Origin of the sequence: Bacillus sp. BD59S, assembly GCF_007363175.1 — a bacterium.
Lineage (GTDB): Bacteria > Bacillota > Bacilli > Bacillales > Bacillaceae_G > Bacillus_A > Bacillus_A pacificus.
Genome location: NZ_CP034686.1, coordinates 483,527 through 509,022 on the forward strand (window position 1 = coordinate 483,527; position 25,496 = coordinate 509,022).

Consider the following 25,496-nt stretch of genomic DNA (forward strand, 5'->3'; position numbering starts at 1 on the left):
CTGTTCATATAGGAAGACAATTACAGTAAGGAGGGAAAGAAATGGGTGAAGAAAACCAACCAAATTATACGATCTCACAGGAAAACTGGTCCCTCCATCGCAAAGGATATGACGACCAACAACGCCATCAAGAGAAAGTACAAGAGGCAATTAAGAATAATTTACCCGATCTTGTAACAGAAGAAAGCATTGTTATGTCTAATGGTAAGGATGTTGTAAAAATACCGATTCGTTCTTTAGATGAATATAAGATTAGGTACAATTATGATAAAAACAAACACGTTGGGCAAGGAAATGGTGACAGCAAAGTTGGTGATGTCGTTGCGAGAGATGGATCAGGTGGTCAAAAGCAAAAAGGACCAGGAAAAGGGCAGGGAGCAGGGGATGCGGCTGGAGAAGATTATTATGAAGCTGAAGTCTCTATTTTAGAATTAGAGCAAGCATTTTTCAAAGAATTAGAATTACCTAATTTAAAGAGAAAAGAAATGGATGAAAACCGGATTGAACATGTTGAATTTAATGATATTAGAAAAACAGGATTATGGGGCAACATCGATAAGAAAAGAACAATGATATCCGCATATAAAAGAAATGCGATGCGTGGTAAAGCATCTTTCCATCCGATTCACCAAGAAGACTTAAAGTTCCGCACCTGGAATGAAGTATTAAAGCCAGATTCAAAAGCTGTTGTATTAGCGATGATGGATACGAGTGGATCGATGGGAATATGGGAGAAATATATGGCGCGTAGCTTCTTTTTCTGGATGACGAGATTTCTACGCACAAAGTATGAAACAGTAGATATTGAATTTATTGCCCATCATACGGAAGCGAAAGTAGTTCCAGAGGAAGAGTTTTTCTCAAAAGGAGAAAGTGGCGGAACAATTTGTTCTTCTGTATATAAAAAAGCACTTGAGCTAATTGATAATAAATATTCACCAGACCGCTATAATATTTATCCATTCCATTTTTCAGACGGTGATAATTTAACATCAGATAATGCTAGATGTGTAAAGCTTGTGGAAGAATTAATGAAGAAATGTAACATGTTTGGATATGGGGAGGTGAATCAGTACAACCGCCATAGTACACTTATGTCAGCCTATAAAAATATTAAAGATGAGAATTTCAGATATTATATTTTAAAGCAAAAAGCAGACGTATTTCATGCGATGAAAAGCTTTTTTAGAGAAGAATCAGGTGAGAAAATGGCATAACCTCTTTTAAAGAGGTTCTTTTTTTGTAAACTTTTTATTTTTTTAGTTGACAATGATAATGAAAATCATTATCATTTACTCGAGATATAGTTACATTTAGATTTGTATATTTTGGAGGAGATGTAAGGTTGAAACAAAATAAAAGAAAACGTATAAATGCAATGATTATAGCGGCGACGTTATCACTTCCGTTTACTGTTTATTCAACACCTGCTTTAGCAGCGGTGGCAATTGAGGCGAATAAAACGGGACAAGTTTTAGAAGATGGTACATATGACGCTGTTATTAAGGCGTATAAAGATAAAACGAATGAAGAATCTATGGCAGCTGTGTATATAAAAAATCCGAAATTAACAATTGAGAATGGAAAGAAAGTTGTAACGGCAACGTTAAGTGATAGTGATTTCTTCCAATATTTAAAAACAGAAGATATTCATACTCCCGGTGTGTTTCATGATGTGAAAGTAATATCAGAAGATAAAAAGAAAAATGGAACGAAAGTGATTCAGTTTGAAGTAGGGGAATTAGGAAAAAGGTATAATATGCAAATGCATATTTATATTCCGACAATGGCTTATGACAATAAGTATCAAGTACAGTTTGAAGTAAACACATTAAATTTAGAAAATAATGTTCCAGAAGAACAAAAGGAAAATAAAGAAGAGCAAAAAGAAGAAGCAAAAAATATAGTAGTGGATGAAAAGTTACAACAATACATTAATAAAAATGTTTTAGGTCGAAAGGATATAAATGCACCAATAACGAAAGTTGATGCATTACAAATTAAAGAAATAAAGGTATATAGAGGGAAAGAGATTGGTGATTTAGCCGGTTTAGAGCATATGGTAAATTTGACTAGCTTCATATTGCATGAATCTGAAGTAAGTGATTTATCGCCAATTACTGGGCTGAATAAAATTCAAACTCTTTCTTTAAGAGATAATAAAATTATCGATTTGAAGCCATTAAGTAATTTGAAAAAAGTTAGAGTATTAGATTTAGTCGGTAATAAAATTGAAAATATTAAGCCGCTATTTACAATGCCATCTCTAGGTAAGTTGTATTTAGCTAATAATAATATTAGTGATGTAACAGGAATTGAACAGTTAAATAAAGTAAAGGAATTATGGATTGGAAATAATAATATTAATACTCTCGAATCTATTAGTAAAATGGAGAGTCTTACTCAGCTTAATGTGAGAGACGCAGAAATTAAAGATATTACACCACTAGCTAAAATGAAAAACTTACAATCACTTGATTTAGAGGAAAATTATATTTCTGATGTATCACCACTTAGTGAACTAACTAATTTATACGAACTCAATTTAAATACAAATGAAATTTCTGATATAAGACCTATTCAAGAGTTTGCAAAGCGTTTTGTAGTTAAAGTCCATAGACAAAAAATCTTCTTAGATAAAGGAGTAGTAAATGAGAATATTAAGATTCCTGTATACAACTTGAATGGGGAACCTCTTCAAAATATTAAATGGGTAAGTGAAGGAGGAACATATGATAATGGTTTTGTAAAATGGAATAGCCCTGGAGAGAAGGTATACGAGTTCAATTTAGAAACAGGTTCTTCAGAGCATAAATTACGTTTTAATGGAACTATTATTCAAACAATAGTTCCAACACAAGCAGATTTAAGTGTTATTCCGGATAAAAAACTAAGAGAGCATATTAATAAAGATAGTTTAGGTAGAACGGATTTGAATACACCTATTACGAAAGAAGATTTATTGAAGGTTAAAACATTAAAGGTAACTGATGGGCAGAATAATGGAATAACAGATTTATCTGGATTAGAGTATATGACAAATTTAGAAGATTTGACATTAGAAAAGTTTGAGTTGAAAAATATAGATTTTATCTCGGAATTAAAAAGCTTGAAGTCCGTTAATTTAGCAAATAATAAAATAGAAAATTTAGAGCCATTAGCTAAGTTAGGAAAGATTGAGGAATTAAATATAAGCAATAATAATATCCAAAATATAAAACCATTATTTACATTAAATTCACTGAAAAAGTTAAATGTTTCAGCTAATAAAATTAATAATGAATCTCTGCAAGGAATTCAGCAACTGAAGAACTTAGATTTATTAATAGTGAATAATAATGATATTAGTAATTTAGATGAAATTACTAATATCCCTAAGTTATTCGAACTGGAGATTAAAGGGAATAAAATAGTAGATGTAACTCCGTTAACTAAAGCTAAAGAATTAAGGTTTTTAGATTTATCAGACAACGTAATTAAGGATATAACGATTTTTAGTTCCATCAAAGAGTTATATAAATTAAAGCTAGCAGGAAATGAAATTCGTGATATAAAACCAATTATTCAATTATCACAGTTTATTACAATTGATATTAGAAGACAAAGAATTGTGCTAGAAGATGCTCAAGTAAATCAAGCGATAAAAATTGCTGTTTCTGATGTGGAAGACAATCCTCTCGAGGATATTGCACTGAAGAGCGAAGGCGGAATATTTAATGATGAAGATGGTACGATTGTATGGAGTACTTCTGGAGAAAAAAGATATGAGTTTCATTTTGATGCATGGGATTATTATGAACTTGGCATATGGTTCAGCGGAGAAGTGATTCAAAATATTGTAGAAAAAATTGAGTTGCCAGAAAAAGAAGAAAGTAAACCAGAGGCAGAAGTAGAGAAGCTGGAAGAAGAAAGTAAACCAGAGGCGGAAGTAGAGAAGCCGAAAGAAGAAAGTAAACCAGAGGCAGAAGTAGAGAAGCCGAAAGAAGAGACAAGTAAATCTGTAACAGTGAGGGAAAATGTAAGTGAGCTAGAAACAAATGTTGAGAAACAAAAAGAGGGTTTAAATGGATTAGGAACGGCGAATGTTCAAAAGAGTGAAGCGGTACAAGCACAGGAAGTAGTGAATCAAACAACGGAAGAAAATGTATCAGATAAACAAGTTAGCAAGCCGAAAGAAGAAAGTAAAAAATCTTTAGCAGCAACAGGTGGACAAGCGAATACATCAATGTTACTTTCAGGTGTAACATTAGTTCTTTCAGCATTGAGTATGTTTGCATTTAGAAAGAGATTATTTAAGAAGTAAATAACGTTTTATCTTATTATATTGCAAAATAATTATATAAGTTTTTGAGAAGACATTATCATGGCAGTTTCATTTTGAAATAGGCTTATGATAATGTTTTTTTAAGGAGGATATAAATGGAAAAGGTGTAAATGTATTAGAGAAGGAGGAGAGGTTATGTATGTCAGTTCGATTTTGAAAATTGAAGAGGTAGCATCATTTATTGCGAATATGAATAAAGATGCTACTCATCATGTTGGGTATTGTGGAGAAGAGAAAGAGGAGTTGTTACAGACAATTATCCATGATTTTTCGGATATAGGGTGGGAACAATCTTTTGTTGCTACTTATGAGAATAATAACTTAATAGGTGTATTAGGATTTGATGTGGATGAAGTAAAGAAATGTGCAGAAATATGGGGACCGTTTATTCTTTCAGCGAATTGGGAAGAAGTTGCGTTACATATGTGGAAGGAACTTATAGAAAAGGTACCCGTTCATATTGAGAAATTTTATGGTTTTTATCATGTGGAAAATAATAATTGTGCCCGCTTAATGAAGGATTTACATGCAAAAGAAAAAGAGCTACATAGTATTTTCAGGTTGAGTAATAGTGGCGTGAAACAACATACTATATGTAATGTAGAAGAAGCTTTACCACAGGTATTCGAGCCGTTTATCGCTTTACACAATAATGTTTTTCCTAATACATATTATGACGGAAATGAAATTATCGAACGTTTAAGTGATACGAATAAATTATTTGTAAGTATGAAGAATGATAAGTTAGAAGGCTACGTATATGTTGAAGTAAATCCGGAGTTTCAAGAAGCAAATATCGAATTTATTGCAACTGCTGAAAATAGTAGAAGAAAAGGTGTCGGAGAGTGTTTATTGCAAGCTGCAATTCAGTATATTTTCTCCTTCCAAGGGATGAGAGAGATAGAACTATGTTTGAATACGAATAATGATCGTGCGATGAAGTTGTACAAGAAAGTGGGTTTTGAGGAGAAGGCATGTTTACAACACTATATAATAGAGTAAAAAACCCATTCATATGAATGGGTTTTATTAATCTACTTTTTTGCTCATCCATCAAGGATTTAGGAGTGATTTGAGGCGCCAATCGTTACATAACCTTTTTTATTTTTTGGGGAACTTCTTTTGTTTGTGAATTAACATTTTCCTTTTGCAACTCTTTAAAGAGCGAAGTAACCATAAGAACGACTACGATAGAAAATGGTAGTGCTGCAATGATAGCTGCAATTTGTAGTGCATTTAATCCTCCAGCTTGTAATAAAATAGCGGCAATTATCGCGATTGTTAATCCCCATATAAGTTTTAAACTATTTTTCGGTGATAAGCTTCCGTTACTCGTTTGCATTGAAACAACAAATGTTGCTGAATCGGCAGAAGTAACGAAAAATGTGGCTACTAAAATTAACCCGATAATCGTTAAAAATGTAGAGAATGGTAGATGTGAAATAACAGCAAATAATCCAATCTCTGTACCATTTTTTGCAATTTCATCAGCTATTCCAAGCGATTGGAACATTTCCATATGGATTGCGGTACCACCAAATACTGCAAACCAAAATGTACAGATAAGAGTTGGGACTAATACAACTCCAAAGATAAATTCTTTTATTGTGCGTCCTTTAGATATACGGGCGATGAATGTACCGACGAATGGAGACCAAGAGATCCACCATCCCCAATAAAAAATAGTCCAGTTTTCAATCCAAGAAGAGGATTTTTCACTAAATGCTCCTAAATTTAATCCCATGCTAGGTAAATCACCAATATAAGAACCAAGTGTAGATGTGAAATATTTCATAATAAATACAGTTGGTCCCAAAAGTAAGAAAGAAACGAGTAAAATACCTGCAAGAGAGAAATTCAAGTTACTCAAATATTTAATCCCACGATCTAAGCCAGTTTGTGCACTTGTTAAATATAAAAGAGCGAAGATAGCTATAAGTACGAGCTGAGTAAGTAAAGTGTTATGGATGGAAGGGAATAAATAGCTTAATCCTCCGGCGATTTGTTGAGCACCAATCCCAACAGATGGTACAATGCCAAATACTGTGGCTAAAACAGCTAGAATATCAACTGCTTTTCCGATACGAGAATTTTTCGATCGATTAAATAATGGAGTAACTGTAGCCCCGATAGTGCTACCTTTTTGTTTGCGGAATGTGAAATATGCAATTGTTAAAGCGACCATTGCGTATAGTGACCACGGAAAGAGTCCCCAGTGGAAAAATGAATATTGCATAGCAAGTTTAGCGCTTTCTTCTGTACCTGCTTTTCCTGTTAACGGATCTGTAAAATGTGAAATCGGTTCAGCGATTCCATAAAAGAGGAGTCCAATTCCCATTCCTGCCCCAAACAACATGGATAACCAAGATGGATAATTATATTTTGGCTTTTCTCCATCTTTACCAAGACGAATAGAACCGTACTTAGAAAATGCTAAATAAGCAGCCAAAATAATCATTGTAGTCATAAGTAGAGAGTAAAACCACCCAAATTTATTGAGGATAAATGAGTTTAAAGAAGATGTAACACTTTGTAAATCGTAGCCTTGTATCCAACTTGCTGGGGTAATTCCCCATATAATGAATAATGTTGTTAGCAAGAAGGAGATATAAAATACACTGTTTTCTTTTTTTATCATAGAATCCCACCCTTGTTTAATAAAGTTAACAATTATAATAATCATAACAATTAAGTTTTTAATTGTCAAAAAATTCCCTTTTTATAATATGAAAGGATGCAATTTGTTTTAGGGAGGTACAGAGCAATGCGTTCACGATATGTACAAATTATAGGAAGAAATAATATGAAATATTGCATTTTATATTGTTGTATCCAGATTTTATGTTAAATTCTTGGATGGAATATTAAAATAGGGGGCAAGGATATGAACAAGAAATCAAAGATCAATAAAGTGATGCTTAGCATTAGTACAATGGCTTTATCGTTAGGTGCACTTCAAACTCATGTAGCAGCGGAAGAAAAAGTACCGTATAACGTGTTGAAAACGAAACCGGTTGGAATTGAAAAGTCGGTAGATGAGATTGGGCACGTTTCTAAAGCGGAGGAAACATTATCGTTTCAAGAACGTTTAAAAGTAGGAGACTTTTCACAGCGACCAGCATCTATTACGAATAAAGCGACAGTAAAGCAAGTTAAAGAAAGCTATTCAATGGCTGATTTAAACAAAATGAATGATCAAGAATTAGTTGAAACATTAGGCAGTATTAAGTGGCACCAAATTACAGACTTATTCCAGTTTAATGAAGATGCAAAAGCTTTTTATAAAGATAAAGGGAAAATGCAAGTTATTATAGATGAATTAGCTCATCGAGGTAGTACATTTACGAAAGATGATTCAAAAGGAATTCAAACATTTACGGAAGTGTTACGTTCAGCTTTTTATTTGGCATTTTATAATAATGAATTAAGTGAATTAAATGAAAGAAGCTTCCAGGACAAATGTTTACCTGCTTTAAAAGCAATCGCAAAAAATCCAAACTTTAAGCTTGGTACAGATGAACAAGATACAGTCGTATCTGCATACGGAAAATTGATTAGTAACGCTTCAAGTGATGTTGAAACGGTTCAATACGCAGCTAATATTTTAAAACAATATAATGATAATCTTCATACGTATGTAGACGATCGTATGAAAGGACAAGCTGTATACGATATAATGCAAGGGATTGATTATGATATACAGTCTTACTTAATTGAGGCTCGTAAAGAAGCGAATGAAACGATGTGGTATGGAAAAGTAGATGGATTTATTAATGAAATAAATCGTATTGCTCTTCTAAATGAAGTAACACCAGAAAATAAGTGGCTCGTTAATAATGGAATTTACTTTGCTAGTCGTTTAGGGAAGTTTCACAGTAATCCAAATAAAGGATTAGAAGTTGTGACACAGGCAATGCATATGTATCCACGTTTAAGTGAACCGTATTTTGTCGCAGTAGAACAAATTACAACAAATTATAACGGAAAAGATTATAGCGGGAATACAGTAGATTTAGAGAAAATACGTAAAGAAGGAAAAGAGCAGTACTTACCAAAAACGTATACATTTGATGATGGATCTATCGTATTTAAAACAGGAGATAAAGTATCGGAAGAAAAAATTAAGAGACTGTACTGGGCTGCAAAGGAAGTAAAAGCGCAGTATCATCGTGTAATTGGGAATGATAAAGCGTTAGAGCCGGGAAATGCAGATGATATATTAACGATCGTAATTTATAATAGTCCAGATGAATATCAGTTAAATAGACAATTGTATGGATATGAAACAAACAACGGTGGAATTTATATTGAAGAAACAGGAACATTCTTTACATATGAGCGCACGCCAGAACAAAGTATTTATAGTTTAGAAGAGTTATTTCGCCATGAGTTTACTCATTATCTTCAAGGGAGATATGAAGTTCCTGGTTTATTCGGAAGAGGAGATATGTATCAAAATGAGAGATTAACTTGGTTCCAAGAAGGGAATGCTGAATTTTTCGCAGGATCTACTCGAACAAATAATGTAGTACCGAGAAAGAGCATCATTAGTGGATTATCATCTGATCCTGCAAGCCGTTATACTGCAGAGCGCACACTATTTGCTAAATACGGTTCTTGGGATTTCTATAATTACTCGTTCGCATTGCAGTCTTACTTATATACGCATCAGTTTGAAACATTTGATAAAATTCAAGATTTGATTCGTGCGAATGACGTGAAAAATTATGATGCATATCGTGAAAATCTAAGTAAAGATCCTAAGTTAAATAAAGAGTATCAAGAGTATATGCAGCAGTTAATTGATAATCAAGATATATACACTGTACCAGAAGTAGCTGATGATTATTTAGCTGAACATGCAACGAAGTCGTTAGCAGCGGTGAAGAAAGAAATTAGTGATACGTTGCCTATGAAAGATACAAAAATGACAAAACATAATTCTCAATTCTTTAATACATTTACATTAGAAGGTACGTATACAGGTAGTGTCACAAAAGGTGAATCAGAAGATTGGAAAGCAATGAGTAAAAGAGTAAATGAATCTTTAGAACAATTGGCGCAAAAAGAATGGAGTGGCTACAAAACTGTTACAGCATACTTCGTCAATTATCGTGTGAATAGCTCAAATCAATTTGAATATGATGTAGTCTTCCACGGTATCGCAAAAGATGACGGAGAAAATAAAGCTCCAACAATTAATATAAACGGCCCTTATAATGGACTTGTAAAAGAAGGTATTCAATTTAAAAGTGATGGCTCAAAAGATGAAGATGGAAAAATCGTTTCTTATTTATGGGACTTTGGAGATGGAAGCACAAGTGCAGAAGTAAATCCAGTGCATGTATATGAAAGAGAAGGTTCATATAAAGTAACGTTAAGAGTAAAAGATGATAAAGGGAAAGAGAGCAGAAGCGAAACAACGGTTACGGTTAAAGAGGGAAGTTTAAAAGAATTAGAACCAAATAATCGTTCAGAGGAAGCAAATCAGATTGGGCTAAACAATACTATAAAAGGTAGCCTTATCGGCGAGGATCACACTGATGTTTATACATTTAATGTAGCATCAGCGAAAGATATCGATATTTCCGTTTTAAATGAGTATGGAATCGGGATGACATGGGTACTTCACCATGAATCAGATATGCAAAATTATGCTGCTTACGGTCAAGCAAATGGAAATCATATAGATGCAAAAATGAATGCAAAACCAGGTAAGTATTACTTGTATGTATATAAATATGATAATGGCGATGGAACATACGAATTATCAATAAAATAAGTGCTTTTCCAATGTATGTTTAACTTTACTTTTTGTGGAAAACAGTATATTATATAGATATATAATATATCGGTTATTTACTAGGAGGAGCCTGTCACAATAGGCTTCTCCTGTTCTTTTTTAGGGGGCCTGTCTTACAGGCTTTTCTTTAAAAGGTAAATAACTGAAAATTAAGAACAATAATCTTTGAAAGAGGTGGGGCATACACATAACAAAAAAGGGATTGTTTAAGAGAGGAGGATAAGAAATGGTTTTGTTTGGTTATCCACTTGAAACAATTTATTTATACGGATTTATTATTGCTACTATACTCACTGTGATTTATATCTTTTTTGGGGATATATTTGAATCCATATTTAGTTTTGGAGGCGGATCGGTATCCGTTGTTACTTTATTACTTAGTTTTTTCGCCATGCTATGTGGACTTAGTTATATAGGAGAATATTTATTTTCCTTTAATAGTATTCTTATTTTCGTGGCTGCATTTGCTATATCCTTTATTGGTGTATTCATAATGAAAATATTAATTTTAAAGCCGATTGCAGAAGCAGAACAAAATACTGTGCAACGTATGGATGAATTCATTGGTTGCAAGGGAGAAGTCATTACGACAATTCCTACAGAAGGATTTGGTGAAGTATTAATCTCCTCCCAATTTGGAAGTAATGCAATTCCAGCTAAAACAATTGGGAAAAAAGATATTTCACAAGGAACTGAAGTTATTATTGAGGGAGTCCAAGATGGTGTTTTGCTTGTACAAAACATCGCTTATTCTTTAAAAAAACCAAAATTATAAGGGGGAATTTACATGACGATTCCATTAATTATTGGTGGAGTTTTACTTGCAATTTTAATTCTACTCATTTTAGTATTCATTACGAAGTATCGAACAGTTGGACCAGATGAAGCGTTAATTGTTACAGGGAACTGGCTTGGTGGTGGGAAAAATGTAGTTACCACTGATGATGGAAAGAAGATTAAGATTATTCGCGGTGGCGGTACATTCGTAGTTCCAATTATGCAAAGAGCAGAACCTTTAAGCCTACTAAATTATAAGTTAGAAGTGGGTACACGCGATACGTATACGAAGCAAGGTGTTCCAGTTACAGTAAATGGTGTTTCTATTATTAAAGTAGGTTCTACAATCGAAGAAGTATCTACAGCAGCTGAGCAATATTTAGGAAAAGAAACAGAAGAGTTAAAGGTAGAAGCAAAAGAGGTTTTAGAAGGTCATTTACGTGCGATTTTATCCTCTATGACAGTAGAAGATGCGTATAGTAATAGAGAGCAATTTGCTCAAAAAGTGCATGAAGTAGCTTCTACAGATTTAAAGAAAATGGGTCTTCGCATCGTTTCCTTTACCATTAAAGAAATCATGGATAAGAACGGTTACTTAGATGCACTTGGTCAGCCGCAAATTGCGACGGTTAAGCGTGATGCAACAATTGCAAATGCAGAGCGTGAAAAGGAAGCTCGTATTGAAAAAGCTCGTGCTGAGAAAGAAGCGAAAGAAGCTGAATACCAACGTGATGCCCAAATTGCTGAAGCTGAAAAACATAAAGAATTAAAAGTACAATCTTATAAGAGAGAGCAAGAACAAGCTCGTGCAGATGCGGATCTTTCTTACGAATTACAACAGGCGAAAGCACAACAAGGTGTTACAGAAGAGCAAATGCGCGTTAAAATCATTGAGCGTGAGAAACAAATTGAATTAGAAGAAAAAGAGATTGCGCGTCGTGAAAAGCAATACGATGCAGAAGTAAAGAAAAAAGCAGATGCAGATCGTTATGCTGTCGAGCAATCAGCGGAAGCAGAAAAAGTAAAACAGATTAAAAAGGCAGATGCGGATCAATATAAGATTGAAGCAGAAGCGAGAGCACGTGCAGAAGAAGTACGTGTAGAAGGTTTAGCGAAGGCGGAAATTGAGAAAGCGCAAGGTCAAGCGAAAGCGGAAGTACAAAAAGCACAAGGTACAGCAGAAGCCGATGTTATCAGATTAAAAGGTTTAGCGGAAGCAGAAGCGAAACAAAAAATTGCAGAGGCATTTGAGTTATATGGCCAAGCGGCAATTATGGATATGGTACTTAAAATGCTTCCAAGTTATGCGAAGGAAGTTGCAAGCCCACTTAGTAACATTGATAAAATTACAGTTGTGGATACAGGCGGCGGTGGTAAAAATAGCGGCGCCGGAAAAGTTGCAGGTTATGCGACTGATTTAATGGCAACGATGCAAGAAACGTTAAAAGCATCTTCTGGCATTGATTTAAAAGAGTTATTAGAAGGATTTGCTGGAAAAGGAGCAGTACAGCAATTATCAAGCGATAAACCTGTTGTATCTGTAGTAGAAGATGAGAAAAAAGAAATAGAAAAAGAGAAAGAATAGTAAAGCGGGAGGGACCTCTAGTAAGTGCAATGCTAGAGGTTTTTCTGTGGATTATAATATTTCGAATAATATACATTTTTATATATTGTTTTAATTATTTAATTTATATAGAATGAAAAGGGTATGTATTAACTATTTAATAAAAAAAGAGATGAAGAGTTAATACAATTAATCGTGTAATTTATATAAATAAATTAAATGTGAGATAATTACATTTAAAACGGTATGGAGGGGTAAAAATATGTTTCAAGGGAAATTAAGGAGTAGTAGTCTAAAAGCAAAGTTACTTGTATCATTTGTTATCATTTTAATTCTTCCAAGTATTGTAATTGGTTGGACGTCTTATCAGCAAGCGAAGACAAACTTTAATGAAACGATTTCACAAACGGCGAAAGATAATATAAAAATTTTGGATAATGTAATTAATAAAGAATTGGATAGTAAAAAAGTAGATGCAGTTTATTTTACGAAGTTATTTACACAATCAAGTTACCAAACGGATCAAATACAAAATATCCAAAATAAACTAGAAGAATATAATAAGTTACATCCAGAATTAGAAGCCATCTATACTGGATCGAGCAATGGGCAGTTTATTCAATCACCGTCTATTCAAATGCCAGAAGGATATAATCCTACAGAAAGAGATTGGTATAAAGAAGCAGTGAAAAAAAGTGGAGAAGTAATTATTACAGCTCCATATAAATCAAAAACGACAGGAAATATTGTTATTACAATAGCAAAGCAAAATGAGGATAAGAGCGGTGTTCTAGGTATTGATTTAATTATTAATGATATCGTAAACACTTCAAAGATGGTTAATATCGGTAAAAAAGGATATGTAGCAATTTTTGATCAAGATAAAAATGTAGTAGCACATCCGACGATGAAGCCAGGAGATAAGGTAGAAGAGAAGCTTGAAAAAGAGTTGTACAAACAAGAAACAGGTGATTTTAATTTCACATTAGATGGTGAAGAGCGTCATATCACTTTTAAAACAAATAAGATAACTGGATGGAAATTAGCAGGAATTATGCCTGCAAAAGAAATTATTGAAGCAGCTGAACCTATTTTCTATAAAACGCTAACTGTTATTGGTATTTCATTAATAATTGGTGGGATTTTAATTTACTTCATAATTGCTTCTATTATTAGTCCGTTAAAACAACTTGTTATATCATCGAAAAAGATTAGTGAAGGCGATTTAACAGAAACAATTACAGTTCATTCTAAAGATGAAATTGGACAGCTAGGAGAAAGTTTTAACGAGATGGCGGCATCATTACATCAGGTCATTTCTAATATAAATACTTCAGCAAGTCATGTGGCGGCATCTTCAGAAGAATTAACAGCTAGTATGAAGCAGACAAGTGAAGCAACGGAACAAATTACACAAGCAATAGAGCAAGTGTCGAGCGGATCGGAAATACAAACGAAAGAAGTTGAAGAAGGCGCAACATTATTAGAAGAAGTTACAGAAGGAATTCAGCGTGTTGCAGATAGTTCTTCATTAGTATCCACAGCATCTATGTATACGAAGAAAAAGGCTGAAGATGGTGGAAGGTTAGTTGAAAAAACTGTGAATCAAATGCAATTAATCCATGAGTCTGTTTCACAATCAGATAAAGTCATTGTTTTGTTAGATGATAAATCAAAACAAATTGGAGCAATCCTTGAGGTGATTCAACATATTGCAGAGCAGACAAATTTATTAGCATTAAATGCGGCAATTGAGGCTGCGAGAGCTGGAGAGCAAGGAAGAGGATTTGCAATTGTAGCCGATGAAGTGCGAAAATTAGCTGAGCAATCAGGACAGTCTTCTACGGAAATTGGAAAACTAGTAAAAGAGATCCAATTTGATATAAAGGAAACGGTAAGTTCTATGAAGCAAGTTGGGACAGAAGTACAATCAGGGCTTGTAGTTGCAAATGAAACGAAGCAAAGCTTTGCAGAAATATTGAAATCTACGGATGATACAGTTGTACAAATTGATAACATGGTAGATGTAGCAAAGCAAATGACGGTAGATGCAAGACAAGTAAGTGCATCTATTAATGAAATTGCAGCTACGATTGAAGAAAATGCAGCAAGCGTTCAAAATATTGCTGGTTCCTCTGAAGAACAATTAGCTTCAGTAGATGAAATAAATGCAGCAGCAGTCCATTTATCACAAATGGCAGAAGAATTACAAGAGATGATTGGTAAGTTTAAAGTGTAATAACGAATGCTAAGAAACGAGGTAATAATTTTACTTCGTTTCTTTTTTATGAATAGAAAAAGAAATATAGAGTAACCATGTTATGATTAAGTATAATTAAAGAGACTGTATATTCTTTAAATTCTATCTTTAATCATGTTAGGGGAATGGTTTTGAAATTAAAAAAATTAAAACTACAACCGAGAATTACATTAACTATTAGTACACTAATTTTAGTTGTACTGCTGTTAACGAGTTACTTATTTTATTACATATTATCTGAAACGGTAGAAGAGCAAATTGGGAAACGGGCTTTGCATGTTGCGAAAACAGTTGCTGCTATACCTGAAATAAAGGAAGCTTTTCAAAAAGAAAATCCAGCTTCTATCATTCAGCCGATTGCAGAAAAAATTCGAATTGATACAGATGCTGATTTTATTGTAGTTGGAAATAAAGAGGGGATTCGATATGCACATCCTAAGCGAGATAAAATAGGAGAAGCAATGGTTGGTGGAGATAACGAAGGGGTTCTATTAGAAGGGAAATCTTATGTTTCGAGAGCAACTGGATCATTAGGCCCTTCATTACGCGGAAAAGTTCCAATCCGTAATCAGGAAAATGAAATTATTGGCGTGGTGTCTGTTGGATTTTCAATGGATGATATTCATGGTGCAGTAGAAGTGTATGGAAAGCGTGTATTTTGGATTACAATAGCAGGTCTTTTAATTGGGATAATTGGTTCTATATATTTAGCAGGTAGTATAAAAAGAATGATGTTTGGTATGGAGCCAGAAGAAATTTCATCTTTATATGAAGAGCATAGTACAGTGATTCAATCTGTACGTGAAGGGATTATTGTCATTGATCAAAATGGGATGATTAGATTAGTCAATCAAGCAGCTTATGACATTCTTTCATTAGATGAACAACGAAATATTATTGGAGAATTTATTTTAGATGTAATTCCTAATTCAACGATACTAGATGTACTTCAAACTGGGGAAGAACAGTTTGATCGTCAATTAAATATAAAAGGGCAGGCTGTTATTGCGAACCGTCTACCTATTAAAGTAAAGAATAAAGTAACTGGTGTTGTATCGAGCTTACGTTTGAAATCTGAAATGGATCAGTTAACAGCAGAATTATCTCAGACGAAGCAATATACAGAGGCATTACGAGCGCAAACGCATGAATATAATAACTTATTGTATACGCTCTCAGGCCTTATCCAGTTAGAATCATATGAAGATGCTTTAGAGCTTATTCATAAGGAAACGGCGGTCTATCAAGATTTTGTTCAATTTATTATGAAGCGAATTCAAAATCCGTGGTTAGGTGGGATTTTAATTGGATTCTATAATAGAGCAAGAGAGTTGAAGATTGATTTTATGCTAGATAGAGAGAGTAGTTTAGACAAATTAAGCCCGCACATTGAGAGTAATTATGTCGTTTCTATTTTAGGAAATTTAATTACGAATGCATTTGAAGCGATTGAAAGAAATGAAGAACATAATAAGAAAGTAAGAATGTTTGTAACTGATATTGGAGAAGAAATAGTCATTGAAGTGGAAGACTCAGGACAAGGGATTCATGATGAGGTCATTACTAGCATATTCTATAAAGGCTTCTCGACGAAAGAAGGCGAGAAGCGAGGGTATGGATTAGCAAAAGTGAAAGAGTTAGTAGAAGATTTAAATGGAAGTATCGCAATCGAAAAAGGGGATTTAGGTGGTGCATTGTTTATTATTGCATTACCAAAAGAGAGAGGCGAATTGTAATGGGTGAGGAGATTGAAGTATTGATTGTAGAAGATGATATTCGAATTGCGGACATTCATCGTCGTTTTACTGAAAAAATTGAGGGGTTTAAAGTCATCGGAACAGCAACGAATGGAGAACAAGCGAAAGAATGGCTAGATCTTGTGAAGCCACAGCTCGTTTTATTAGACGTGTACCTACCTGATATGCAAGGAACGGAACTTGTCACATATATTAGACATAATTTACATGATACAGATATTATTATGATTACAGCTGCATCGGAAACAGATGTAGTGAGGCACGCCCTGCGAGGTGGAGTAACAGATTATATCGTAAAACCACTTATGTTTGATCGATTTAAAACAAGTTTGGAAAATTATCAAAAAAAACTTGTACAGCTAAAGAAAAATAATCAGTTATCTATAGAACAAATTGAACATTTATGGTCTCAAAGAGGCGTAAAGGGAAATGAAATAGAATATGCCCCGAAAGGGATAGATCCCTTAACTTTAGCAAAAATAAAAAAACATATGTTAACAGTGAATGAAGAAGGTATTACTGCGGAAGTGCTAAGCTCAATGGTCGGAGTAAGCAGGTCAACAGCGAGGCGTTATTTAGAATATTTAATATCAGGAAAGAAAGTTCATGCGGAGCTTATATATGGGAGTGTAGGGAGACCAGAAAGAAGATATTTTCTTGTTTCTTCATAATAAAAAACAGTAGAGGATATATGTCCGCTACTGTTTTTTATTTTATATTGGAATAATCCCAATTAAAATTCCAGTAATCAACATGACCATTGTCGTTCCAACTGCCCACAATAAAGTAAAACGTTGATGTTCACCAAAATCAACTTTTGCCATCCCAACTAATAAATAAGTGGATGCGACAAGAGGACTTAATAAGTGAACAGGTTGCCCGAGTAAGGAAGCGCGTCCCATTTCAGCTGCACTAATTCCGTAAGTGGCAGCAGCTTTCGTTAAAATAGGTAGTACACCGAAATAAAATGCATCATTGGACATGAAAAATGTGAATGGCATGCTAAGAAGAGCTGTAATAATTGGTAGTTGTGGTCCAAGAGCGTCTGGTATAAGAGTTACTACACTTTTAGCCATTGCATCTACCATTTTTGTTCCTGATAAAATCCCAGTGAAAATCCCAGCGGCAAATACGAGAGAAACAACCGCTAACACGTTTCCTGCATGAGAAGCAATACGCTCTTTCTGTTGCTCTAAGTTCGGATAGTTAATCATAACAGCAATAGCGAAAGCGATTGTAAATAAAACAGGTAACGGCATAACTTCTAGTATGAGACAGACAAGTAAGGTAGCAGTTAATAAAAAGTTAATCCATAGAAGTTTAGGGCGCTTATGAACAGCAGCTTCTAATGTTGCAGCTTGCTCATCCATTGTTTGCATTTGTTTTAAATATTGTACATCCATAATTCCTAAACGTTTTCTCTCTTTTTTGCCAAGATAGTAAGCAACGAAAACTACCCAAAGTGCACCAGCGATCATTCCTGGTATAAGTGGTGTAAAGAGCTCTGAAGCGTCTAGTCCAAGTGCACTCATAACACGAGCTGTCGGTCCACCCCACGGTGTAAGATTTGTCACCCCTGCACCTAACATAACAACCCCAGCTAATATAAGTGGATTCATCCCAAGGCGTTTATATAGTGGGTACATTGCGGAAACAGTAATCATATAGGTTGTCGTTCCATCCCCATCTAATGAAACGATAATCGTAAGAATTGCTGTGCCAACAACAATTTTTAAAGGATCTCCTTTTACAAATTTCAAAATCCTACTAATGACAGGATCGAATAAACCGCTATCAATCATAATTCCAAAATATAAAATAGCAAACATAAGCATAATACCAGTAGGTGCTAGTTTTTGAATTCCTTCTAACATCATAGGCCCCATGTCTGCATAAAAGCCTCCAATTAATGCGAAAGTAATTGGAATTAATATTAATGCTACTAGTGCTGACATACGTTTCGTCATAATTAAAAACATAAAGACAAATACCATCGCAAATCCAAGTAGTGCTAACATGTAATCTCCCCCTCAAAAATGATTGCGCTTTCAAAATAAAATAAAAATTCAGAAAAAGGTTTTTTTGTTTATCATAAAAGCATTCATTCGAATGGTAAATAATTTGAAAAATAACATCATTAGAAGCATAATTTTTATTTTGGTCATTTTGTTCACGGTAGTTAATTTGAATTTTTAAAAAGTAAGCTGCTCTCCATAAGAATGGTAGAATAAGATGAAAATATTGAAGTGTGAAATAGGGAGTAGATTTTATATGAAAACAAGAATGGAAGAGATTTGTAGTTCTTATGAAGGAAAAGTAGAAGAGATTTTTGTTAATGAATCTTCTTACGTATATGAGTGGGAAAAATTAATGATGATCCGAAAAAATAACGGTGAGCTTGAAAAAGTTGCAGTTGGCATCAGTGGAAATATAAGATTAGTAAATGTAGTTGTTGGGCAGCAAATTCATACAGATACATTATTAATTAAAATAGAAGATGATTTAGTAATTACAGGTTGTGAATGATGAGAGGTGTGTAGAGAGGACTACACATCTTTTTTGTTCCATATATTACAAAAGACACATCGTTTTTTCACAAATCGCACACAAGTTTTTGATATGCTCCTTGTAGAAGATAAGGTTAGGGAGGAAATACAATGAGAACAAAGTATGTGATGCTTGCTATATGCTTATTCTTTGTCTTTACAATTGTAGGATGTGGTAAGAAACAAGCAGAGGCTGTGGCAATTGATGAGAAGCATGATAAGTGTGATATTTGCCAAATTGGGGTAATGGATAATCAATTTGCAACAGAAATCATTTTAGAAAATGGAAAAGCATTAAAGTTTGATGATATCGGTTGTATGTATAAATGGATGGAGATTAATCCAGGTGTAAAGACGAAAGAAAAATTTGTTCGAGATTATGATTCGAAAGATTGGGTTTCGTTAGAAGACGCTACTTACGTATATGATAAAACAATTACAACACCAATGGCTTATAATGTCATTTCATTTAAAAACAAAAAAGATGCAGAGAGCTTTGTATCTAACTATAAGGGGAAAGTTCTTTCGTATAAAGAGCTAGCAGAGCATAAATGGGAAATGAATAAAGAAATGATGGGGAACCCGAAAAAGGGAAATCACGGTGGGCATCATTAATACTAGAAAAAGACAACTATATAGTTGTCTTTTTCTAGTATTATTCAGGTGCAAATATAGAAAAGGTGTAAAATTTTTAGAAGAACGGTTACAATGGAATGTAGTGACCTAAAGCAATTATTTACCCGGTATTAACAGGCAGTAAAACTCCCACCTCAAAATTAGGCAGGAGCAAAGAAGTTAGGTGGGAGATCAACAGCCCGTAAATACCCGATTGGTTCAACTAATAATCAGTGGGGTGAACCCTCCCACTGATTAAAGTTTCACTTTATGTACTTTTTAGAAATGTATACAAATGCGGTGAAAACGTGCTAAACTAATTGCTTCATAATGTTAATGATGAGGCCATCAGGCGTATCATTCCAATAGGTTGAGAAACATAGTATAAGTTTAAGATACTCCAATTAAAGAAGGAATATAAAGGGCTTATGGATAAATGTACTCAAGAAGAGTTATTGTATGTGATGGAGGAATGGTTAAGAAAACATTATCTTTCATAGGAGCTGTAGTTGTGAGAAAACAAAAAATTTTATTATGTATGTTATTAGGACTTTTAATGACCGTAGTGGCTTGTGATAAGCAAGAAGAGCCAGAATCGAAACCGGTTCATGTGAAAAACGAAAAGAAAAAAGAGAAGCATAAAGAACAGGAAGAATCTAAAGAAGAAAAAAGTATAAATTTAATGGACAAACAGTTGCTACTTTCTGCAACTCTTGGAGACACAGAAACAGCTATGAAGTTGATCCAAGATGGAGCGAATATAAATGTAGAAGGTGACAACGGAGAAACACCTGTCCTTGCAGCAACGTACCAAAATCATGTAGAGACAGTGAAAGCATTAATTGGTGCAGGTGCTAATATTGAAATTAAAGATGAGAAACAAAGTAATCCACTTCTTTATGCAAGTAGAGAAGGCTATACGGATATTGTAAAAGTATTAATTAATGCAGGAGTTAATACGAAAGAAACGACTAAGTCAGGTGGAACAGCACTTATTTCTGCATCTGAGCGTGGCCATGTAGAGGTCGTAAAAGAATTGTTAGAGCATACAGATATTGATGTGAATTATAAAAATGCTCGTGGTGGAACAGCTTTAGTAGAAGCAATCGTATTAGGAAATGGTAGTGAAAACCATAAGAAAGTAATTCAAATGCTTATTGACCACGGTGCAGATGTAAATATGGCCAATAAGGAGAATATTACGCCACTGCAATATGCTGAAAAAAGAGGTTTTAAAGATATTGCAAATATGTTGAGGACAGCTGGAGCGAATGAAGTAGTACAGCCACAACAACCAGTAGAATAAAAAACGAAAAATAATCCCATTTAGATAGACAGAATGAAGAAATCAGTTAGCATGATGGATTCAGTAATGTGTATGTAAATGGGATTTTTATTTTGAGCATGAAAAATAGATTGTAAATAGTATATGAAGTAACTAAGGAGGATATAAGTGAGGCTCTCAGAACTTGATTTAATAGTAATTCAAGTAGAGGTTTTATTTGTTCATAATCAAGTAGGAAAAATCAAATATGTAAATGAACAAGGAAATACGAAAGCACCACGCTTTTTTCTTGGCAGAACTCGTGAAGGGAGTATAACGAGATATCATTGTGATCTGGATGATGAAACGGTAGGTAAGATTGAGAAATTAATTCGAGAACCTTCAAATCATATAGAGATAGCAAAGATTATCCATGTATTAAATGAAGAAAGAACAGTAAAAAATATTTGGATGGGCCCTGCTTTCATATTCTCTAATAATTTACATAAGCCAACTAGAACAATACAGATAACAGAGAAGAATAAAGAGCTTTTGCGAGAAAATTTTCCTAATCTAATAGAACAGATGGAGTGGAGGCAACCTTACTTTGCAATTGTAAAAAATGAAAAGGTAGTTTCTATATGTTGCAGTGCTAGGAGTACACCTGTAGCTGCTGAGGCGAGTGTGGAAACTTTAGCGGAGTTTCAAGGGAATGGATATGGTACTGATGTTGTTACAGCCTGGGCGATATCAATACAAGAAGAAAACCGCATTCCACTTTATAGTACTTCTTGGGATAACTTTGCTTCACGAGCAGTTGCAAAAAAACTAAAACTAATTAACTATGGAATGAATTTGCATATCACTTAAATTTTAAAAATAGTTGTTTGCGGTTGGGATTCATCCATATATTTAGATTATTGTTAAAAATATGGTGAATATTAACATTCGATTAACACCTAATTAACAATTTATCAAAACTGACTTAATAAATGCGTAATATAGTAAAGGTAACAAAATAACTAGGGTAGAGAACATTTGAGAACACCCGCTTACATATAACGTGCCACTTTCTTAGGTGTGCTCTATTCCCTAGAGTTCAAATAAGGAGAAAGGTGCTCTATGTAAGTAGGTGTTTTTAGTTTGGATAAAAACAGAAAAGTTAGGTGGAATGAATGTTTAAAGAACCTTATATTGCGATGATAAAGGATTGGAAAGGATACAACACATACAAAAAATTACCGAAAACAGTTTTTCTTATGACGGGTTCAATGCTGGAATTACCAGAGCGTGTATATGAATTACAGAAACATGGACATGATGTCTTTCTTCATTGTGATTTTATACAAGGTTTAAATACGAATACAGAGGAAGCACTTTTGTATATTCAAGACGTTATCGGAGCACAAGGCATTATTTCAACAAAAGGATCGACAATTCGAAATGCCAATAAAATTGGATTAAAAACGATCCAACGTATTTTTATTGTCGATACTTTATCTCTTACAAAATCAATTGAAAATTGTAAAACGACTAAACCGAATGCAGTAGAGATTATGCCTGGTATTATGCCTTCCATTATTAAGCAGTTAGCAGAGGAAATAGAATTTCCTATCATTGCAGGCGGATTGATTCAAACGCGAGAAGATGCAGAAGTTGCCATTCGTGCAGGAGCGAGTGCGATTTCGACGAGTCACTATGAAGTATGGATACAAGAAGAAAAAAGGAGTGCAACTTTGTGATTGAATTGAAAAATGTTTCAAAGGTATATAAAAATGCAGAAGAGACAGCGGTTAAGGGTGTATCGGTTCACATTAAGAAGGGCGAGTTTTTTGTTTTAGTTGGGCCTTCAGGATGTGGGAAAAGCACATTATTACGAATGATCGCTGGCCTAGAAGAAATTTCTTCGGGGGATTTAATTATTAATGAATGTGTTGCAAATGATTTAGAGCCGAAAGATCGTAATCTATCAATGGTATTTCAAAATTACGCACTATACCCACACTTATCTGTAGAAGAAAATATTTTATTTGGACTTAAGGTAAGGAAAGTACAAAAAGAAGAGCGGCAAAAGAGATTAATGGAAGCTATTGAAATGGTAGGGCTGAAAGAGTATGTGAAAATGAAACCAGGTCAATTATCAGGTGGACAAAGACAGCGTGTTGCGCTTGCTAGAGCAATCGTGAGCCAAGCACCGATTTGTTTAATGGATGAACCACTTTCGAATTTAGACGCGAAATTACGTGCGCAAATGAGAATTGAAATTAGAGAAATTCAGCAGCGTTTAGGAATTACAATGATTTACGTTACTCATGATCAAATAGAGGCGATGACTATGGGAGATCGCATCATGGTTTTAAATAAAGGAAGTATACAGCAAGTTGGAACACCGCTTGACATCTATAACGAACCAGCAAATGAATTTGTTGCAAGTTTTATAGGGTCTCCTTCGATGAATATAAATGATGGAGAAGTAGACAAAGAAAAAGGTGTATTACATATAGGGCAATTGCAAATTCCGTTATCTATTGGACAGTTAAAGCAATTACCAGAAGGAATAATTCGCATAGGCATGCGTCCTGAGCATATTGCCCTGTGTGAGGAAGGACAAGAAGTTACGCTACAATCTGTAGAAGTATTAGGCAACGAATCTATATTAAACTTCGCAATAAATGGAACAACTTGGAGTGCAAAAGTCATTGGACAGCTACTCTTGAACAAAGGTGACAAAGTAAAATTATTATTCTCACAAGATAAGTTATGCTTCTTTCATCAGAATACGAATGAACGATTAAAAGTGGTAGCTGAAGAAGAGTTGAAAGTGGTGGCGAAATAATGATTGAAGTAGGCAAGTTACCAGCCCAAGCAAAGGTGGCAAAAAAGAAGAATTTATGGAGTAGAACGAAAGATTTAAGAATAGGATTATTATTTTTAGCGCCATCTATTTTATTATTCTCGATTTTTCTTTTTTATCCATTATTTAGGACGATTTACTATAGCTTTTATTTAACAGATATACACGGAGAAGCTAATCTTTTCGTTGGCTTAGAAAATTATCAATACTTATTTTCTGATCCTGCTTTCTACAAAAGCATAAAGTCAACTTTATTATTTGTTGTATATACAGTGCCTACGAGTATTATACTCGCTTTATTTCTTGCATTGATTGCAAATGGAAAAGTAAGAGGTATTGGGGTATTCCGGGTGTTATTTTCTTCCACTATGGGAATATCAGTAGCTGCTAGTGCGGTGATTTGGCTATTTTTATTTCATCCAAGTGTCGGATTATTTAATAATATATTAGCCTCTATGAATCTACCTGCAATCGCATGGTTAACGAGTCCGGATTGGGCATTGTTCTCTGTATCAGTTACAACGGTTTGGGTGAATACAGGATTTGCATTTTTAGTTATATTAGGTGGTTTACAAAACATTGATACGTCTTTATATGAAAGTGCATCTATAGATGGTGCTAGCTATTTATATAAGCTTCGTCGTGTTACATTACCGATGCTATCACCAACTTTATTCTTTATCGTGACAGTAACGTTAATTAGTGCGTTCCAAAGCTTCGGACAAATTGATATTTTAACACATGGTGGACCAAATGATGCAACGAATTTAATTGTATATTCGATTTATAAAGAGGCATTTGTGAATCATCAATTTGGAACAGCAAGTACACAAGCGATGGTATTATTTATTTTCATTTTCATTGCTACATTACTTCAATTCAAGTTTGCTGAGAGAAAGGTGCATTATAAATGATCGTTAAACAGTGGAAACAAAATTTCTTATTATACATGCTGCTCATTATTAGTGCAGTAATGGTGTTTTTTCCTGTACTCTATGCATTTTTAATAAGCTTTATGACACCAGACGATATTCAAATGAGAAGGTTATTTCCGACCCAATTTACTTTTGATAATTTTATTAATATTTTTCAAAAAGTACCGCTTTTTACATACTTATATAACAGTTTAATTGTATCGACAGTTGTTATGGTTGGACAACTTATCGTATCAAGCTTAGCAGCCTATGCTTTCGTCTTTCTTCAGTTTAAAGGAAGAAATCTTATTTTCTTCCTGTTTATTTCAACGATGCTTATTCCGTGGGAAGCGACGATGGTACCTAACTTTTTAACGATTCAAAACTTTGGTTGGATCAATAGCTTCGCTGGAATGACAGTGCCATTTTTTGCAACAGCTTTCGGTATTTTCTTACTACGTCAACACTTTATGACGCTTCCGAATGAACTGAAAGAAGCTGCTTTTATTGAAGGGATTGGAAATGTAAAGTTTTTATTTAGCGTTGTAATTCCGTATTGTAAAACGAGTTTTATTACGCTTGGAGTATATAGTTTTTTAACAACATGGAATATGTACTTATGGCCACTTTTAGTGACCACTGATGAAAAGGTAAGAACAGTCCAAATTGGTGTGAAGCAGCTTCAGTCTCAAGAAGTTGCAACTGATTGGGGAAGCGTAATGGCCGGTGTTACGGTTATCGTAATTCCGACATTGATTCTACTATTTTTAGGGCAAAAGCAATTACAACAAGGATTAACAAAAGGTGCAATTAAATAA

General features: G+C 34.1%; 19 protein-coding genes and 1 pseudogene. 18 read left to right on the forward strand and 2 right to left on the reverse strand.

Annotated elements, in window-relative coordinates; all coding sequences use genetic code 11:
- Positions 1 to 41: 41 nt before the first annotated feature.
- The 3 genes from yhbH to EKQ63_RS04510 all read left to right on the forward strand — a co-directional run bounded on the left by yhbH (position 42) and on the right by EKQ63_RS04510 (position 5,326).
- Positions 42 to 1,217, forward strand: a complete 1,176-nt coding sequence (gene yhbH, locus EKQ63_RS04500) for a sporulation protein YhbH (protein WP_000503513.1) — start codon at positions 42 to 44, stop codon at positions 1,215 to 1,217.
- Positions 1,218 to 1,345: 128 nt separating this feature from the next.
- Positions 1,346 to 4,303 carry a leucine-rich repeat domain-containing protein gene (locus EKQ63_RS04505; protein WP_143880758.1) on the forward strand — a complete coding sequence of 986 codons (2,958 nt, stop codon included), beginning with the start codon at positions 1,346 to 1,348 and terminating at the stop codon, positions 4,301 to 4,303.
- A gap of 156 nt (positions 4,304 to 4,459) precedes the next feature.
- Positions 4,460 to 5,326: a GNAT family N-acetyltransferase gene (locus EKQ63_RS04510; RefSeq protein WP_087997468.1), complete on the forward strand. Its 867-nt coding sequence runs from the start codon at positions 4,460 to 4,462 to the stop codon at positions 5,324 to 5,326.
- Positions 5,327 to 5,411: 85 nt separating this feature from the next.
- Here the strand turns inward: EKQ63_RS04510 and opuD are convergent, their stop codons facing one another.
- Complete coding sequence (opuD, locus tag EKQ63_RS04515) at positions 5,412 to 6,962, reverse strand: glycine betaine transporter OpuD (RefSeq protein WP_143880759.1); 1,551 nt, start codon at positions 6,960 to 6,962, stop codon at positions 5,412 to 5,414.
- Between the two features lie 246 nt (positions 6,963 to 7,208).
- Between opuD and colA the strand changes: the two genes are divergently transcribed.
- The 7 genes and pseudogenes from colA to EKQ63_RS04545 all read left to right on the forward strand — a co-directional run bounded on the left by colA (position 7,209) and on the right by EKQ63_RS04545 (position 17,156).
- Positions 7,209 to 10,106 carry a collagenase ColA gene (colA, locus tag EKQ63_RS04520; RefSeq protein WP_143880760.1) on the forward strand — a complete coding sequence of 966 codons (2,898 nt, stop codon included), beginning with the start codon at positions 7,209 to 7,211 and terminating at the stop codon, positions 10,104 to 10,106.
- A gap of 247 nt (positions 10,107 to 10,353) precedes the next feature.
- Positions 10,354 to 10,902 (forward strand): NfeD family protein, encoded by a 549-nt coding sequence (locus tag EKQ63_RS04525; protein ID WP_000242441.1) that lies wholly within the window; start codon positions 10,354 to 10,356, stop codon positions 10,900 to 10,902.
- 12 nt (positions 10,903 to 10,914) lie between these two features.
- Positions 10,915 to 12,489, forward strand: a complete 1,575-nt coding sequence (locus EKQ63_RS04530) for a flotillin lipid rafts scaffold protein FloT (protein WP_087953905.1) — start codon at positions 10,915 to 10,917, stop codon at positions 12,487 to 12,489.
- Positions 12,490 to 12,730: 241 nt separating this feature from the next.
- Positions 12,731 to 13,768: pseudogene (locus EKQ63_RS30645) on the forward strand (cache domain-containing protein); the annotation flags it as partial.
- Between the two features lie 78 nt (positions 13,769 to 13,846).
- Positions 13,847 to 14,707, forward strand: coding sequence for a methyl-accepting chemotaxis protein (locus tag EKQ63_RS30650; RefSeq protein ID WP_373687608.1), 861 nt, complete (start codon positions 13,847 to 13,849; stop codon positions 14,705 to 14,707).
- Between the two features lie 146 nt (positions 14,708 to 14,853).
- Positions 14,854 to 16,464, forward strand: coding sequence for an ATP-binding protein (locus EKQ63_RS04540; RefSeq protein WP_011039983.1), 1,611 nt, complete (start codon positions 14,854 to 14,856; stop codon positions 16,462 to 16,464).
- On the forward strand, positions 16,464 to 17,156 hold the full coding sequence (locus EKQ63_RS04545; protein WP_087953903.1) for a response regulator: 693 nt from the start codon (positions 16,464 to 16,466) through the stop codon (positions 17,154 to 17,156). Before EKQ63_RS04540 ends, EKQ63_RS04545 begins: the two co-directional genes overlap by 1 nt.
- Positions 17,157 to 17,198: 42 nt before the next feature.
- On the opposite strand, the gene EKQ63_RS04550 is transcribed toward EKQ63_RS04545, so the two are convergent.
- The gene (locus EKQ63_RS04550; RefSeq protein ID WP_087997466.1) at positions 17,199 to 18,503 is read right to left on the reverse strand and encodes a CitMHS family transporter; all 1,305 of its coding nucleotides are present in this window, start codon (positions 18,501 to 18,503) and stop codon (positions 17,199 to 17,201) included.
- Positions 18,504 to 18,756: 253 nt separating this feature from the next.
- On the opposite strand from EKQ63_RS04550, the gene EKQ63_RS04555 reads away from it, so the two are divergent.
- The 8 genes from EKQ63_RS04555 to EKQ63_RS04595 all read left to right on the forward strand — a co-directional run bounded on the left by EKQ63_RS04555 (position 18,757) and on the right by EKQ63_RS04595 (position 25,496).
- Positions 18,757 to 19,011, forward strand: a complete 255-nt coding sequence (locus tag EKQ63_RS04555) for a hypothetical protein (protein WP_000857644.1) — start codon at positions 18,757 to 18,759, stop codon at positions 19,009 to 19,011.
- Positions 19,012 to 19,142: 131 nt separating this feature from the next.
- Entirely contained in the window at positions 19,143 to 19,646 is a 504-nt protein-coding gene (locus tag EKQ63_RS04560; protein ID WP_087953901.1) for a nitrous oxide reductase accessory protein NosL, read from the forward strand.
- Positions 19,647 to 20,082: 436 nt separating this feature from the next.
- Positions 20,083 to 20,952, forward strand: coding sequence for an ankyrin repeat domain-containing protein (locus EKQ63_RS04570; protein ID WP_140168796.1), 870 nt, complete (start codon positions 20,083 to 20,085; stop codon positions 20,950 to 20,952).
- A gap of 147 nt (positions 20,953 to 21,099) precedes the next feature.
- Positions 21,100 to 21,780 (forward strand): GNAT family N-acetyltransferase, encoded by a 681-nt coding sequence (locus EKQ63_RS04575; protein ID WP_087953900.1) that lies wholly within the window; start codon positions 21,100 to 21,102, stop codon positions 21,778 to 21,780.
- Positions 21,781 to 22,085: 305 nt separating this feature from the next.
- A complete protein-coding gene (locus tag EKQ63_RS04580; protein WP_087953899.1) occupies positions 22,086 to 22,652 on the forward strand; it encodes a glycerol-3-phosphate responsive antiterminator in 567 nt (188 codons plus the stop codon).
- On the forward strand, positions 22,649 to 23,746 hold the full coding sequence (locus tag EKQ63_RS04585) for an ABC transporter ATP-binding protein (RefSeq protein WP_140168795.1): 1,098 nt from the start codon (positions 22,649 to 22,651) through the stop codon (positions 23,744 to 23,746). The genes EKQ63_RS04580 and EKQ63_RS04585 overlap by 4 nt, the downstream gene beginning before the upstream one ends.
- Complete coding sequence (locus EKQ63_RS04590) at positions 23,746 to 24,678, forward strand: carbohydrate ABC transporter permease (RefSeq protein ID WP_087953897.1); 933 nt, start codon at positions 23,746 to 23,748, stop codon at positions 24,676 to 24,678. Before EKQ63_RS04585 ends, EKQ63_RS04590 begins: the two co-directional genes overlap by 1 nt.
- Positions 24,675 to 25,496, forward strand: a complete 822-nt coding sequence (locus tag EKQ63_RS04595) for a carbohydrate ABC transporter permease (RefSeq protein ID WP_087953896.1) — start codon at positions 24,675 to 24,677, stop codon at positions 25,494 to 25,496. Before EKQ63_RS04590 ends, EKQ63_RS04595 begins: the two co-directional genes overlap by 4 nt.